Source organism: Shewanella sp. Arc9-LZ (assembly GCF_010092445.1).
Taxonomy (GTDB): domain Bacteria; phylum Pseudomonadota; class Gammaproteobacteria; order Enterobacterales; family Shewanellaceae; genus Shewanella.
Map to the genome: position 1 here is coordinate 3,531,506 of NZ_CP048031.1, position 16,638 is coordinate 3,548,143.

Genomic DNA, 16,638 nt, shown 5'->3' on the forward strand with positions numbered 1-16,638 from the left:
AACAACTAACTGAAACTAACAACTAACTGAAACTCGATAAATCATCAGTTATAAAGAATAAAATGTAAAACACTAAGAAACAAAGTTAACAACTTTGTTTACTGATGCGATATTTTTGGCTTTTTGTTGATACACTAAATCACAAATGCCATCGGTTGGTGCAAAACCTGTTGGCGTGCCAAGTAAAATGTCCCGAATCAATTCATGATCAAAGTCATGACAAGCGGCATCTAGACGATCCAAGATTAACGAATACTCTTTCCAGGTCAGATATAACTCGTTAGCTGTCATAATCCGTTCGTGTTCAGTGCCGGTAACATCATCACCAATCAGCAGTTCTTCGTATAACTTTTCACCAGGGCGTAAGCCACTAAACTCGATAGCGATATCACCATCAGGATTGATATCACTACGTACTTCATAGCCACTTAAACGAATCATCTTTTGAGCTAAATCAACAATCTTGACCGAGTTCCCCATATCTAACACAAAAACATCACCGCCCTTGCCCATAGCACCAGCTTGTATCACTAATTGCGATGCTTCTGGTATGGTCATAAAAAAGCGAGTGATATCAGGGTGCGTGACAGTAACAGGGCCGCCGTTAGCAATTTGGGTTCTAAACAACGGCACAACCGAGCCCGATGACCCAAGCACATTACCAAACCGCACCATACAAAACCGAGTTTGATGATTTTCGCGAGACAGTGCTTGCAGCACTAATTCGGCCATACGCTTAGTGGTGCCCATCACATTAGTTGGCCGCACGGCTTTATCAGTAGACACTAATACAAAGGTTTCAACCTTAGCCGCAATAGCCGCTCTAGCAGTATAAAGAGTACCAAATACATTATTGCGTACACCTTCTACTACATTATGTTCAACTAAAGGTACATGCTTGTAGGCTGCAGCATGGTAAACAGTTTGTACTCCAAAAGACTCCATTACCGCTTGCACACGATTCTCACGTTGCACAGAACCCAGCAAAGGCAAAACTCTAACGTTTAAGCCGAGTTCTTTAGCCGTAGAATTTAACTCACGTTCAATGGCATACAAGGCAAACTCAGACTGTTCAAAAAGGATTAACTTTTTAGGCAACTGTTTTAAAATCTGCCGACATAACTCAGAGCCAATAGAACCACCCGCTCCAGTCACCATTACCACTTTATCTTTAATATTGGCAGTCAACAGATCTTGTCTAGGCGCAACGGTATCACGGCCTAATAAATCATCAATTTCGACTTCTTTAATATCAGTGTAAAGCTTAGAGCCATTAACCAAATCAGACATAGCAGGAATAGTTAATACCTGTACCGCTAGAGGTTCAAGCCGGGTCAATATCGTTTGGCGCATTGATCGGCTAGCACTGGGCATTGCCAGTAACACTTTGGTGGCCGTTTTCTGTTTAATCAATTTACGGATAATAGAGGGGGAATGAACATGTACTCCTTGAATCACAGAACCATGCAAGGATTCATCATCATCAACAAAAGCAAACGGATAATATTCGTGGCTTTGTACTAATGATGTCAATAACTGCCGACCGCTGACACCAGCGCCATAAATAATCACTGGTTCTCCGACACGTTTCATCCCGGTGCCCACTAACGAACGCACTAAAGCACGCGCCCCACCCACAAGCACAAGGGCAAAAGCAATATAAATTAATGGCACTGTTCTTGGTATACTCACATTGGCATAAAATGACACTAATATCAGTGAGAACGTTGAAAAAACAACGCCCCCCAAAATGGCAATAAGGGCTTGTAATCCCATATATCTTAACACTGCGCGATAAAGCCCTAGCCGAGTAAATACAAATAAACTAAAAGGCACAACCGTCAATATAACAGCCCAATTGGCACTATTGCTTAATACATTAATGTCATCAAGTCGGACTAATAAGGCACCAAAAAAAGCTACCATTAAAAATAAAGAATCGACAATAAGGCTCACTAAGCGTTTTTTAGCTCGTGATAAAGAAAAAATAACTTGCAAAAAATCCATTTTCCGCTCCTAAATATTAAAGTTGAACAAACAGTTATACTAATAACAATAAAATTACTTTCAATTTTAACGAAATAGATTATGAATATTTAGCGGTAGAATTCTCGAAACCAATCAACAAAACGTTTAACACCTACTTGTACACTGACCTCAGGGATATAACCGGTTGAAGCAAATAGATCTTTGGTATCTGCGTAAGTTTGATAAACATCACCTGCTTGCATTTCACGAAAGTTCTTGCGTGCTGTGATACCTATTTCAGTTTCAATCGCTTCAACAAAATTCATTAGGTTAATCGGACTGCCATGACCAATGTTATACACCGCGTAAGGTGCAGAACTAGAGGCCGGTGAGCCACTTTCGACTTTCCATTGAGGGTTAACAACAGGGATTACATCAGCGGCTCGTACAACGCCTTCTACAATATCATCAATGTAAGTAAAATCACGCCACATATCACCGTTATTGTTAATGTCTATAGTGTCACCATTAAGTATCTTTTTAGTAAAAATATATGGTGCCATATCTGGACGTCCCCAAGGACCATAAACAGTAAAAAAGCGTAACCCAGTTGTCGGTAAATGATATAAATGTGAATAGCTATGCGCCATTAGCTCATTGGCTTTCTTAGTTGCTGCATACAAAGATACTGGATGATCAACACTATCTGATGTCGCAAAAGGAGTTTTTTCATTTAAGCCGTATACAGAACTCGATGAAGCATAAATTAAGTGCTTGACGTTATTATGACGACAGCCTTCAAGTACGTTTAAATGACCTACTAAATTAGAGTCTGCATAAGCATTTGGGTTTTCAATAGAGTAACGAACACCAGCTTGTGCAGCAAGATGAATGACCTTATCAAACTGATGTCTTTGAAATAACTCAGACATTACAGGACGATCTGCGATATCCATTTTAACAAAGGTAAAATTGTCGTGATTTTCAAACAGAGCGAGGCGTGATAACTTTAAGTTAACATCATAATAATCATTTAAATTATCTATACCAACAACATCATGACCAGTTGCTAATAATTTTTGAGTCGTTGCTGCACCAATAAATCCTGCTGCACCTGTAACTAAATACTTCATGTTATTCCTTAACAAATTTAATACATGATACTAATGGCTAATCACTACCGAATAAATCGCGAGTGTAAACCTTTTCAATAATATCATTTAGCTCATCAACCATACGATTAGAAACCACAACATCAGAAATTTGTTTAAATTCCTCTAAATCTTTTATAACACGAGAGTGGTAAAACTCATCTTGTTCAAGAGACGGCTCATATACAACAACCTCAATCCCTTTAGCTTTAATTCGCTTCATAATACCTTGAATAGCTGAAGCTCTAAAGTTGTCAGAACCTGTTTTCATCACTAAGCGATATATGCCTACAGTGGTAGGATTACGTTTAATAATAGAGTCGGCAATAAAATCTTTACGGGTAGTATTGGCATCGACAATTGCACTAATTATATTATTAGGAACATCAGCATAATTTGCGCGTAACTGCTTAGTGTCTTTTGGTAAACAGTAACCACCATAACCAAATGAAGGGTTGTTATAGTGATTACCAATTCTAGGGTCTAAACTCACCCCCTGAATAATTTGCTTACTGTTTAACCCATGAGATTCAGCATAAGTGTCTAATTCATTAAAGTAGGCAACACGAAGCGCCAGATAAGTGTTAGAAAACAACTTAATAGCTTCAGCTTCTGTAGAATCAGTAAACAAAACATCAATATTTTCTTTAATTGCGCCTTGAACTAGCAAGTTCGCAAAGGTTTTAGCTCGCTCACTTTGTTCACCGACAATAATACGCGAAGGGTAAAGGTTATCATAAAGCGCTCTACCCTCGCGTAAAAACTCGGGCGAGAAGATCAAGTTACTGCAACCCAATTCTTCAGTAATTCGACTTGTGTAACCGACAGGGACAGTTGACTTGATAACCATTATCGCTTTTGGGTTAATTAACATTACATCTTTAATCACTGCTTCAATAGACGATGTATTAAAGAAGTTTGTTTGAACGTCGTAATCTGTCGGAGTTGCGATAATTACATACTCTGCATTTTTGTACGCAAATTCTTTGTCTAATGTAGCAGTAAATGAAAGAGTATGATTTTTAAGAAAATCAGTTATTTCTTCATCAACAATTGGCGAAATACAATTATTCAACATATCGACTTTTTCTTCGATAATATCTATGGCAACAACTTCATTATGTTGCGAAAGTAGCATCGAGTTTGATAACCCAACATAACCAGTACCGGCAATAGCAATCTTCATATTTATTTTAATAAACCTTTGATTTCAAAATTTCAAAACTGCCAAAGCAGATTTCAAGGAGCAAAAATAGAGAGTTAAGCGAAACTATTTTTTTACCGCATCACCAGAGCCACTACCAGTGACTGTCATTATAATGTACTTGAAGTAATCCTTAACTGTTAAACTATCAATCATCTGTTTATCAATTTTGGCTAACAACGCCGGCGTAGACATATCAATGTTTTGAACTTGTGCTAAACCTGTTACACCTGGTAAAGAATCGTAAACACCTAATGCATCACGTTCTTTAATTAGTTCTTCCTGATTAAATAAGTTTGGACGAGGACCAACCAAACTCATTTCACCTTTAACAACGTTAATCAACTGAGGTAGTTCATCAATCTTCGTTCTCCGTAGAAAGTTACCCAACTTTGTAATTGACGCATTACTCGCTAAGTGACTAGCAACTGATTTCGTTTCTACAGACATTGTACGGAACTTAATCAATTTAAATGGTTTTTTATCTCGGCCTACACGGGTTTGAACAAAAATAGGCGAACCAGTATCAAACATACCGATAATAGAAACAATAAGTAAGACAGGCCACAGTAATAGCAATCCACAGAAGGCTGCTAGAAAATCTATTAAACGAATCATTTTTTACTCTCTGAAAGTGAAGCCATTGCCTGCTCCATCGTATAAGGCGGTTTCCAACCTAAAACGTTGTAAAGATCGGAAGAGTCAATTTCAAAATCCATCAATAATTGTTCTAACATATTTGATTTACCGAAAATTTGTGCAAGTTTACGCAAAATAAATACAGGTATGGATACTTGAAAAGTCGATTTATTCAAACCATGAGCTATTGCCGTTGTGAATTCTTTCATAGATACAGTTCGACAATCAGATGCTAAAAAAGTTCTGCCGCTAGCACTCGAGTGAGTAGCACACTGAAGTAACAAATCGGAAAGATTCTGAACAGCTATAAAGCTTCTTTTATTTGATATAGCCCCAAATGGTAATAATGGAAGTAATTTGACTAATCGAGTAAGACTACCAAAATTAGCTGGAGCACCAGCGCCATAAACTAAAGCAGGCCTGACAATAACCAATTCCATACCTGTTTTTAACGAAACTTCCTTTAAGCCTCTTTCCGCTAAAAGCTTTGAAGTTATATATGGACTATTACCATGAGCATCTATACCTTCTTGTAGCATTGAATTTTCGATATTATTAACCAAAATCGAACTCACAAACACGAAACGTTTAACTCCCGCTCTAGCTGCTTTTCTAGCTAAATGCAGGCTTCCTTCAACGTTTACATCTAAATAATCTTGTTCAGAAAAACTCTTAGAGTGTACTAATCCGGCCAAGTGAATTATAGAATCAACACCGTCAAAAGCCCCCTCCCAAGATGTAAAACGATCCAAGTTCTCTATAAGAAAATTATTGCTATTATTTTTTTGATTAGATCGAACTACATATTTAAATTTTTTGTCAGTACAAGAAGCAAAACTCCTACCGATAAAACCAGATGAACCAGTTATCAAAATACTCACAACATCACCCTACAGTTTGATTTTATGGAAAAAATAAGTTTATCTTAAGCTAATCACAAAACAACATAATTTATGTTAGTTAAAAACAGTTTTATTTTTATAGCCAATAAAAATGAAAAGTAAAAATATAGTTCCCATATAAAGTTTATGTACGGGATTGCGTCTCAATTTCAAAGAAATTAAAAAAAGCTTTAAAAAGGAGATACGACTACCGGATGACAAAAACTTGACTGGTTTTTCATTTTGCTGTTTCAACAAAATAGCTTGCTGGATGACCTTATCAAAAGCTTCACCAGAAACAACAATTTTAGCGCGAGTAACCAAACTACCAAGCCCATGATTGGCACCAACAACGTTGGACTCATGTTGGCGATAATTCATTGAAGGTTTATTATCTATATACCATTTAAAACCGTTATATCTTGCGAAAGAATAACAAAACCAATCATGCATCCACATGCTATCAATGTTATCAACATTTTTTTTGATGAAATCTCTAATTGATACAAACAGCTCCTTGTTTAATACAAAGGTGCAACCGGGTCCAGGCGCTTCAAATAAATAATCATACTCGGTTTGATTATAGGACTTTCTAACTAACGCTGTGCGACCATCCGGCCAAAATGCCGTCACGTTAGATGAATAACCGTCGCAACAGTTATCCCGCAAGGATTTCACACCATTAGATAGTTTGTATTCTTCCCAAATGTCATCTTGGTCACAAAATGCGACAAAATCATATTCAAAGTCATCTACTGCAGCCTCCTTTATCAACCGAATAAAATTACGACATGCAGACCCAAAGCGCTCTCCACAAGGTAAAATTGATATTAACCCAGGGTATTTAGATATATATTTAGCAATGATATCGTAAGTACCATCAACAGAGCGGTCTAAACTTATGTATAATCTAAACGATATGTTCTTTTGCAATAAAATTGATTCGATTTGCTCTTCAATAAAATCTTGCCCATTATATGCAGCCATTAAAACTGCAACTTTAGTATTAACCATTTATTTTGACCTATATAAACATTTTTTTTCTACATAATCCCAAGACATTTTTGAAATAAAAACTAATACTATACAAAACAATAAAAAATCTACAGCCTTATCTCCTGTTGAAACTTCAGAAAACACTAAAAACTGTACAAGCGGAAAATGAAATATATACATTCCATAAGAAATGTCACCAAGCTTAGAAATATTCAAATAAGGTGCGTAAAAAGCTAGAATGATAACAGCAGAAAAAACAAAAAGAAAAGTACTGAATATTGACTGATTTAAAAATGTCTGGAGCAAAAAAGATAGCAAAAGAATTGAGACTAAAACTTTAACACCTATATATTCCTTATAATTATAATAAAAAACACCTGCCCCGAAGAAATATAACTTAAAAAATATTTGATTTGATAACTGCGATATAAAAGGAATGTTATCGAGCGTGCCAAGTGAGTACGCAACATCGAGTACAAGCGATATTAATGAAAGCAGCATTATAAATTGAAATTGCTTATTTTTAAAAAAGTAAACCGCAAGAGCAATTATAATGTAAAACGCCACTTCCAACTTTAACGTCCAAAGAGAGCCATTAACAGCGCAGATAACATTATTATCAAAAATACCATTGACACATGGTTGGATGAAAGTTAGAAAAACAGAACTAAAAGATAAGTAGCTAGCTAGATTTAACGGTTCAGCCCCTATAAACAAAAAAATTAGGCTGCAAACACTTAAAACTAATAATAGTGCGGGATAGATACGTGTTAATCTTTTAAAAAAATAAGTTTTTACATTTTTCGTCCTAAGAGCACTATCCCAAATTAGAATCCCACTTATGAAAAAAAATGATTTAACAGCAACATCAGAATTAAATACTTCAAACAGCGGAAAATAAAATTCCACGTTATTCAGGACTGAGTAATGATGCCATACAACACAAAAGGCAAAGAAAAGTCGTAAAATATCAAAATTATTATCTCTTTTTAATGCCATAACCTTTGAACCCATGCCACAATCCTTTAAAGTAATTTGAAAAATAACCATCTTTAAACTTACTATTAAGAAAAATAAATTGCATAGATTTTTTAAATAGTAACAGCAACAAAAACAAAAAATTTATTATTGAAATGTTTTTTCTTATAAAATAACCGAAACCACTAGCATAATTAAAAACTTTACAATTATCTATTGAGCTAAAGTCAGGTATTGGGTGCCAAACTTTAACCGATGGATAGTAAATACCTTTCTTTCCTTTTAGCAGCTTTGTATAAAGAAAATCGGGATCTTCGCAAGAACCAAACAGCCCACCGGCTCCCAAAGATACGTCAAAATAATCATTTTTATCAAATTTAGCAAAAATGGTAATCGATGAAGATAAAAAGTAGTAGTTTAGAAAAGTAATTTTCTTTATTACTTCTGGCCAATTTTTTATAATTTTCTGATTAGTTTTAACATCAACAATCTGGCCAACTATAAAATCTATCTCATCCCCCATATCTAAAAGGTCAAGGACGACTTTGAGAGTATCAGGGTAATAAGTGCAGTCGTCATCGGGAAAAGCAATATACTTACCGTTGCATACTTTCAAGCCCAAATTTCGATTGTATGATAGTCCTTTAATATCAGAGTGGATATAGATAATATCAAAATCACACTGTAGTGTTTCCAACACTTCCTTTAATCCAAACAATTTGTCGTTTTGGTCTATCACAATCAATTCTAGTTTATTATCAACTTTTTCTGCTGCAAAACGAAGGGAACTAACAAACCTAATTAAGTCAGTCTTTCTTCCCAGAGTTGGTAATATCAACGAAAAATACATCTATTATTAGCCTCTTTCTAAAATGGGTTTCGATTTAATTGCATAAAATAACAATGCAACTATATTGAAATATAAAGTTGCATAAGGGTCTAAGACAAAACACGCAACTAACAAACAATAAAAAATAGCATAATACTTTCTAGTTATCACAAGTGTATTATCTAAGCCTTTTAATGATAAAGTCAGAATTAAAATCATTAGCAAATAGTAAATAACTCCATGACTGAAAATCATTTGTAAAAATGAATGATGTAAGGCTCTCCCCGTTAGCTCCAAATTCCGACCACTCCCCATTCCTGAAAAAAATGCATTATTTAACGTTAAAATGTCAAGTGCGTCAAACTGCGCAGATAAGCGGTGGGACAAGGAGCTCAACTTATAAAAGATAAATTGATTACTTACAGCCTCACTAGACAATTTCTTCATTGCCAACATCAATGTTAAATAACAAATCATACTAGAAACTAAAGCGAAAAAAAAGGAGAAAGGATTCATCATAAATTTAGGACATTTTTGAGACAGTATTATATACATTAAAAATATCAAGAGGATACTAAAGGATAAACTAGAAATCACCATTAAAGCTAATGTCAACTTTAATAATCTATTACCTTTAAAAAACAAATCCAATGAAAAATACAATAGCAGACAATACAATCCATAATAATTAGAATCAAAAAATATTCCGCTGAAACGAATCAGCCCTAAGTCATAAACATTAAACAATAAATGAAATACAAGCCCAAATACAACATTTACAATAACAAAAGAAATGCAAATCCTTTCCATTTGAACTTGAGTAATTGAAACATGTGCTCTAGAAATGAATACAAGACCAAATGTCGCAACAATTGACTGAAAGAATTTAAGAAAACTATTTAGTTCACTAGCACCATTATTAAGAGACAAAAACAAAACTGGCAAAAGAAAAAATAAAAACATAAAAAATAAAATAAAAAGATCTTTTTTAAATGTAATTCGATTGAACAAAAAAAATATTATGATTGAAAAAAGGTAAAATATGAAACCAGAAGATGAAACTACACCAGAAAAAGTACATATAGAAAAGCAAGATACTAGAAGTAAAGATAATGATAACGATACCCTAGCGTACAAATAAAGAAGCAAGATAAATATAATGAGTGAAGCTATTGAAATTAAAACCACTACGACCTCTTTACAATTAAAGTCTACAAATAAAGCTTATTATAACTCTTTGCAATAACTTTTATATCAAACTTATCTTTCATTAATTTAAAGGGTTTTCTATTATACACCATTAAATCAATATCTGAGATATCAATACATTCTTCTTGTGAATCAATGATAAAACCACTAACTTTATTTTCGAAAATTTCAGCAGAAACACCATCTAACCAATTTGTAATAGGGACACAATTTTGTGCCAGAGACTCTAATACAACGTTAGGCATACCTTCTTTACTAGAGAAAAACAATAAAGCCTTACACCTCTTCATGATATTCTGTGCTTCTATAGGCGCGACATGGCCAATAAATGTTATTTTATTCTTATGCTCTGAAGATTCAACTAGTTGCATACATAGATCAACATATTCTTGTGAAAATTCAAAATTATTTTTTACATTTTCATAAGGGCCAACAATATAAAATTTTGCATCAGGCAGGTGCGAGAAGTTTTGCAAAAAATATTCTATACTTTCAAATGTCCTTTTTCTTTTACAAACAAGGCCAACAAAACAGAACGAATTAGTTTCCTTACTATTAAGTTCTATACAAGGACCTATACTAACACCATTCGGTATTAACATTAATTTTTGCACTGGTAGATACTTTGAATTTATTTCATAAACTCTTTTAGATAATGTTATGTTTTTATAGATATTTTTGATAAAGAAGAACTTAACGATCCAGTTACGCTTTGTGGAAAAAGAATCAAAGTCATCATCACCAAGTAATGTCGTTTTCAATATAACTCTTTTATTTAATAAAAACGAAATAACGAGCGAAACATTAAATGAACCATGAAAATGAAAAGTATTGATCTTAAATTTCAATACAAAATATGTAATATAAAAAAACTGCAGAAAAAAAGAACTTGGGATATTGACTACTTTGGGGTTATTTTCGACTCTATCTCCAAAATTAAAAAAAACAACTTCATGTTCAATGTTTTCAGCTAATAACTTAGCCTGCTTTGAAGCCCCACTATATCCACTGAAATTATGTAAAAAATACCCTATCATTATCTAACCTTAATTATTTTTCAAACTTTAAATATAAAATAGTTGAAGTAGCGAGTAACGAGCGAGCTAACAACTGAGTATAAACTAAACCTGATATTCCGAAAAAATAAATTAGCAACATACCTAACAGAGCTGAAACGACTGAGACGGATACAGATATATTTCTAAATGCTTTGTCTTTATTGTTAGGTAATAGATAGCCTTGATTGATTATATTTATTATAGCATTAAAACATACACTAACAGTTAATATTTGCAGGTAAAAAACTGCTTCTGTTGAGTTTTCACCAAGAAAAAACAATACTATTTCTTCCGAAAATAAACCAATAGCTAAAAGAAATGGAAATATTAGAATAATATTAAGCTTTATAGAAACATCTAACCCTGTCTTGCCTCCATCAACAATCGTAGGGAAAATTGATCTAGATAAAACATGTTGAAATCCTACAAAGGCATTAGTAACCCTTGTCGCTACTGCATAATAGGTATAAGTAGCCCCTCCAGTTGCAGCGCCTAATGCTATTGATGGAATATTGTTATATAAATTCGGAGCGAAATCACCAGAAAAAACATTAAACCCGCTGACAAATTTTGAGTATAAACTAGGAACAGTGATTTGAATTCGCCTAGTCGGCTTATGCATATACATCAAGTAAAACCCACTACCAAGTATAAACAGAGGTAAGTTATAAGATATAATTAACAAATTAATATCACTTTTATCATCAACAAATAAAATGACAAAAAGAAAAAATATCAGTTTTGAAACACTTGCGATTAGAGCTATTACCTTGAGTTCAGATAAGCCTTGATAGTACCAAACAGCTAAAAAATAGTTTCCGATAACGCCAAATGCAATGCTTAAAGTGATAACAATAATATCAATATCTACATAAAAAAACAGAAACGAACTTGATAAAAATATATAAAAAAGAGAAATAATCAACTTAACTCTTTGAATAACTGCATACTCATTTAAAGCTAAATGAATATTCTCTTTGTTTGCCGCAATATATCTAGTCCCAGTAATATTAAAACTGTAGTCAGACACAATTATACCAAACTGAACAACAGTGTTAACTAAAAGAACCACAGCGAGTAACTCTAATCCAATAGTTCTCGTTAGATAAGGGATCAACAAAATAGGTATTATCATACCGATTACATTTATCATACTTAAACTACAAAAATTTGATATTATACTTTTCACTGACTAACTCTATTTATATAAATATCAATTGCACTACAATACTCTTGTTCCAAATTACTCTTACCTTCAACCTTTTTCCAATTGTCATTTTTACTTATATAATAACAATTTGAATCAGTTAGCGTTACAGGTCCAACATGAGTAAACTGAAATTCAATCACCTTAGCTTCTAGGTTGCTAACACAAATATCTAGAGAGTATACATGAGAAGGATATTTGTCTGTAAATGCTTTTGCTTCGTCCAATATAGAAATAATATCACTACCGATTTCTAAACTATGCAGGCCGCTGCCGCTAGCTCTAAAATCATCGCCTTGAATAAGTCTCTTTAAAATATAAAACTTTTCACCAAAAACTAAAACCTTATAATCACAATCAAGGTCTTTAACAAAAGACTGTAACACGAACCTGGATTCGCCGTAAGATATATACTCATGCCACGGTTTATCAAATCGTGCTTTAAAAACAAGCTCTTTTAGCTTCCTTTTCAATCTCACTATGTTTTGGCTTATTGAATCAATGAAAAAAACACTCTTTTTCAAATCTTCAAATACTTTTATAAGCCTTACTCCCTGAGATGACGCACCATTGGCAAATTTGAATACTATAGGGTAATCACGAATATTTGTTACTTCTTTGTAATCAGAAAAGTAGTTAGACTCAATAAGGTTAAAACCGTATTTTTTTGCCATATAAACTTGAAAACCTTTATTATCGTGCGCTTTCAATGCTTCATATGACGGAATTAATGTATTATCTCTATCAAAAAAATACATTGTATCTTCGATGTATTTTTTCAATTCAATCTTTTGAGAACTTGTATATACAATATAGTTTCCGATCTCATTAAATTTTGTTTTTTGTAAAACCTGAAAAGTCATTATCTCAACATCATAACCAAGTTCAACCAGCCTTTCTTTCATATTCACAACATCTAAAGACTGCCAAGGGAACTTTTTCTGCGCGAAATATCCATCATTTCCAGTTACAAGTAAAATTTTCTTCATCATCAATAAAATCCAAACTGTAAGACAAAAAATTAAAGAGTTGTTAAATTCTAACGTTTAAACCTTTATATTTTAATAACATCCGATAATTTACGTCCTGATTTATCTTTTTCGGATAAAAGAGGAGGAAAGCTAATTGGCCAGTGAATATTTATAGAAGAATCATTCCATGCTATAGAATTTTCTGCTTTAGGATTGTAATAATCGGTACACTTGTATACAAATTCAGCCTCTTCACTAGTTACATAAAATCCATGTGCAAAGCCTTCAGGTATCCATAGTTGACGCTTATTTTCAGCGGAAAGGTATTCACCAACCCATTTGCCGAATGTTGGTGAGCCTTTTCGAATATCAACGGCCACATCAAAAACCACACCAGAGATAACCCGAACAAGTTTCCCTTGAGTATTTTCAGTCTGGTAATGTAAACCACGCAAGATCCCTTTCTTGGATTTAGAATGGTTATCTTGTACAAATCTTGTCTCTTTGCCTGTAACGAGCTCTTCAAATTGTTGTTGGTTCCAGGTTTCCATAAAAAAACCGCGTTCGTCACCAAACACACTAGGCTCTATAATTTTTACATCAGGAATACTGGTATTTATCACTTTCATGGTTTTACTCTGTGTAGGCTTGAATATTATTTAACGCTGTTTTCCAATCACATGCTTCTATTAAGAATGCATTGTTTATTTTTTCAGTACTTAAACGAGAGTTACTTGGTCGCTTTGCTGGTGTGTAATATTGCTCTGTTGTGATACTGGTCAGAAGAGGCTTTCTCTTGGCTACGCCTTGCTCGAGTGCAGTATCAAAAATAGTTTCTGCAAACTCATACCAACTCACATGAGGTAAACCTGAGTAATGATATACGCCATATTCAACAGTATCACCTTGAGCTACACTCTTAGCGATTTTAATTAGCGCGTTAGCAATATCACCTGCGTAGGTTGGCCCACCAAATTGGTCACCAACAATACTTAATGCATCACGAGTTGCGGCTATACGCAGCATGGTTTTTACAAAATTATTGCCATTCTCACCAAACACCCAAGCAGTGCGAAGAATAATGTGTTTATCGCACGCTTCTACTACAGCTATTTCTCCGGCCAGCTTACTTTCGCCATAAACACCCTGTGGGTTTGTGATATCACTTTCTACATACTCACCAACTTTATTACCTTCAAAAACATAATCAGTTGAAATATGGAGTATTGCAGCTCCCACCTCTTGCGCAGCTTGTGCTAGGTATTTAGGCCCATCACGATTAATAGCATAAGAAAGTTCAATTTCATCTTCTGCTTTATCAACTGCGGTATGAGCAGCGGCATTGATAATGATACTTGGTTGAAATTCTTCAACTGCAGCATTTACAGCATGTTGATCAGTAATATCCAAGGAATCTCTATCAAGTGCTAATATTGTTGTATCAGCATCATTTGTTAATTGCTCTACAATGCAACAACCTACCTGCCCATTACACCCTGTAATTAGTACTCGCATTAACTTACATCCTTTTCTGGTTTTCAGTCACTAAACGAGTTAAATACTGACCATATTCATTCTTCATCATCGGCTTGGCAAGCGTGAGTACCTGCTCATCGCTTAACCACCCATTACGCCATGCTATCTCTTCTAAGCAAGCCACTTTTAGACCTTGTACATTTTCAATCGTTTGTACAAAAGAAGACGCTTCATGCAAACTTTCATGGGTACCGGTATCTAACCATGCAAAACCTCTCCCGAGTAACTCAACATTCAAGTTATCTTGGTTCAAATACATTTCATTTAACGTGGTAATTTCTAATTCGCCGCGATGTGACGGTTTAACTTGCTTTGCCATTTCGACAACATTGTTGTCGTAGAAGTACAAACCGGTGACAGCATAATTTGATTTTGGCTTCGTTGGTTTTTCTTCTATCGATACGGCTTTCATATCTTTATCAAACTCAACCACACCAAATCTTTCTGGGTCTTTGACTTGATAACCAAATACTGTGGCACCCTCTTTTCTATTCGCCGCATTCTTCAATGTTGCACTAAAAGATTGACCATAAAAAATATTATCACCCAAGACTAAACAAACACTGTCCTTACCGATAAATTCTTCACCAATGATAAAGGCTTGCGCTAGGCCATCTGGTGAAGGTTGTACTGCATATGTTAGATTGATACCAAAATCTGAACCATCACCTAATAAACGCTTAAAACCTTCATTGTCTTCTGGTGTAGTAATAACCAATATATCTCTAATGCCTGCAAGCATTAATGTTGACAGTGGATAGTAGATCATGGGTTTGTCATATATTGGTAGTAACTGCTTAGATACACCTCTTGTGAGTGGGTATAAACGCGTTCCTGAACCGCCAGCTAAAATAATCCCTTTCATAAATCCTCAAACGTTATATGTTACACATGCCAAATATCAAAGAAAATACTATCAAGAATTAATGCCTAAACGCTCACGTTGATAGCTACCATCTTGTACATGTTGACACCACGTTTGGTTAGTTAAATACCACTCAATGGTTTTACGTAAACCCGTTTCAAATGTTTCTTGTAGTTGCCAGTTAAGCTCATGATTCATTTTACTTGAGTCAATCGCATAACGACGGTCATGACCTGGTCGGTCTGTGACATAAGTAATTTGCTCAGAGTAAGGTGTGCCTTTTGGGACTAGGGTGTCTAGAATACTGCAAATGGTTTTGACCACTTCAATATTTTGTTTCTCATTGTGACCACCAATATTGTAAGTCTCACCGACTATACCCGTCGTCACGACTTTATAAAGTGCACGAGCATGATCTTCAACATAGAGCCAATCACGAATTTGATCACCTTTACCGTAGATAGGAAGCGACTTCCCTTCTAATGCATTAAGGATCACTAATGGGATTAACTTCTCAGGAAAATGAAACGGACCATAGTTATTAGAGCAATTAGTCACAACGGTTGGTAAACCGTATGTGCGTAACCACGATCTAACTAGGTGGTCACTTGATGCTTTAGATGCCGAATAAGGACTGCTTGGTGCATAAGATGTTTCTTCAGTAAATAATGGCAGCGCTTCATTAGAACTTTGGCCGTCTTGCTCATCAGGATGCGGTAAATCACCGTATACTTCATCTGTAGAGATATGATGGAAACGAAATGAAAGCTTGGCTTTTGCTGATAATGCATTCCAATACTCGCGAGTCGCTTCAAGTAGCGTATAGGTGCCAACGATGTTTGTTTGAATAAAGTCTGATGGCCCAGTAATTGAACGGTCAACGTGCGATTCAGCCGCAAGGTGCATCACTGCATCTGGATTATGTTGCTTAAAGACGCGGTCCAATTCAGCACGATCACAAATATCCACTTGCTCGAAAACATATCGCTCATCATTTTCTACACTGACAAGTGATTCGAGGTTGCCTGCATAGGTTAATTTATCAACATTGATGACGCTGTCTTGAGTATTATTGATGATATGACGAACAACTGCAGAGCCAATAAAACCTGCACCACCTGATACTAAAATTTTCAAAGCACAATC

The 16,638-nt window shown here is 34.8% G+C and carries 16 protein-coding genes; all 16 read right to left on the reverse strand.

All coding sequences use genetic code 11. From position 1 onward, the window contains the following. Positions 1-72: 72 nt before the first annotated feature. A complete protein-coding gene (locus tag GUY17_RS15075) occupies positions 73-2,007 on the reverse strand; it encodes a nucleoside-diphosphate sugar epimerase/dehydratase (protein ID WP_162023616.1) in 1,935 nt (644 codons plus the stop codon). 89 nt (positions 2,008-2,096) lie between these two features. After that, positions 2,097-3,101 (reverse strand): NAD-dependent epimerase, encoded by a 1,005-nt coding sequence (locus GUY17_RS15080; protein WP_162023617.1) that lies wholly within the window; start codon positions 3,099-3,101, stop codon positions 2,097-2,099. A gap of 37 nt (positions 3,102-3,138) precedes the next feature. Continuing rightward, positions 3,139-4,305, reverse strand: coding sequence for a nucleotide sugar dehydrogenase (locus tag GUY17_RS15085; protein ID WP_162023618.1), 1,167 nt, complete (start codon positions 4,303-4,305; stop codon positions 3,139-3,141). Positions 4,306-4,389: 84 nt separating this feature from the next. Further along, positions 4,390-4,941 (reverse strand): sugar transferase, encoded by a 552-nt coding sequence (locus GUY17_RS15090; RefSeq protein WP_162023619.1) that lies wholly within the window; start codon positions 4,939-4,941, stop codon positions 4,390-4,392. Continuing rightward, a complete protein-coding gene (locus tag GUY17_RS15095) occupies positions 4,938-5,843 on the reverse strand; it encodes an NAD-dependent epimerase/dehydratase family protein (protein ID WP_162023620.1) in 906 nt (301 codons plus the stop codon). The genes GUY17_RS15090 and GUY17_RS15095 overlap by 4 nt, the downstream gene beginning before the upstream one ends. A 75-nt stretch (positions 5,844-5,918) precedes the next feature. Then, positions 5,919-6,857, reverse strand: coding sequence for a glycosyltransferase (locus tag GUY17_RS15100; RefSeq protein WP_162023621.1), 939 nt, complete (start codon positions 6,855-6,857; stop codon positions 5,919-5,921). Beyond that, positions 6,858-7,853 (reverse strand): acyltransferase, encoded by a 996-nt coding sequence (locus GUY17_RS15105; protein ID WP_162023622.1) that lies wholly within the window; start codon positions 7,851-7,853, stop codon positions 6,858-6,860. It lies immediately after the preceding gene. Further along, positions 7,819-8,667 carry a glycosyltransferase family 2 protein gene (locus tag GUY17_RS15110; RefSeq protein ID WP_162023623.1) on the reverse strand — a complete coding sequence of 283 codons (849 nt, stop codon included), beginning with the start codon at positions 8,665-8,667 and terminating at the stop codon, positions 7,819-7,821. Before GUY17_RS15110 ends, GUY17_RS15105 begins: the two co-directional genes overlap by 35 nt. A 6-nt stretch (positions 8,668-8,673) precedes the next feature. Then, entirely contained in the window at positions 8,674-9,834 is a 1,161-nt protein-coding gene (locus tag GUY17_RS15115) for a hypothetical protein (RefSeq protein ID WP_162023624.1), read from the reverse strand. Positions 9,835-9,857: 23 nt separating this feature from the next. Next, positions 9,858-10,892 carry a glycosyltransferase family 4 protein gene (locus GUY17_RS15120; RefSeq protein ID WP_162023625.1) on the reverse strand — a complete coding sequence of 345 codons (1,035 nt, stop codon included), beginning with the start codon at positions 10,890-10,892 and terminating at the stop codon, positions 9,858-9,860. Between the two features lie 13 nt (positions 10,893-10,905). After that, a complete protein-coding gene (locus GUY17_RS15125; protein WP_162023626.1) occupies positions 10,906-12,102 on the reverse strand; it encodes an oligosaccharide flippase family protein in 1,197 nt (398 codons plus the stop codon). Continuing rightward, the gene (locus tag GUY17_RS15130; RefSeq protein ID WP_162023627.1) at positions 12,099-13,112 is read right to left on the reverse strand and encodes a hypothetical protein; all 1,014 of its coding nucleotides are present in this window, start codon (positions 13,110-13,112) and stop codon (positions 12,099-12,101) included. Before GUY17_RS15130 ends, GUY17_RS15125 begins: the two co-directional genes overlap by 4 nt. 62 nt (positions 13,113-13,174) lie before the next feature. Beyond that, the gene (gene rfbC / locus GUY17_RS15135; RefSeq protein ID WP_162023628.1) at positions 13,175-13,720 is read right to left on the reverse strand and encodes a dTDP-4-dehydrorhamnose 3,5-epimerase; all 546 of its coding nucleotides are present in this window, start codon (positions 13,718-13,720) and stop codon (positions 13,175-13,177) included. 4 nt (positions 13,721-13,724) lie between these two features. Continuing rightward, positions 13,725-14,606 (reverse strand): dTDP-4-dehydrorhamnose reductase, encoded by an 882-nt coding sequence (gene rfbD / locus GUY17_RS15140; protein ID WP_162023629.1) that lies wholly within the window; start codon positions 14,604-14,606, stop codon positions 13,725-13,727. A 4-nt stretch (positions 14,607-14,610) separates the two neighbouring features. Then, positions 14,611-15,492, reverse strand: coding sequence for a glucose-1-phosphate thymidylyltransferase RfbA (gene rfbA, locus GUY17_RS15145; protein WP_162023630.1), 882 nt, complete (start codon positions 15,490-15,492; stop codon positions 14,611-14,613). A 51-nt stretch (positions 15,493-15,543) separates the two neighbouring features. Next, positions 15,544-16,629 carry a dTDP-glucose 4,6-dehydratase gene (gene rfbB, locus GUY17_RS15150; RefSeq protein ID WP_162023631.1) on the reverse strand — a complete coding sequence of 362 codons (1,086 nt, stop codon included), beginning with the start codon at positions 16,627-16,629 and terminating at the stop codon, positions 15,544-15,546. Positions 16,630-16,638: the final 9 nt, after the last annotated feature.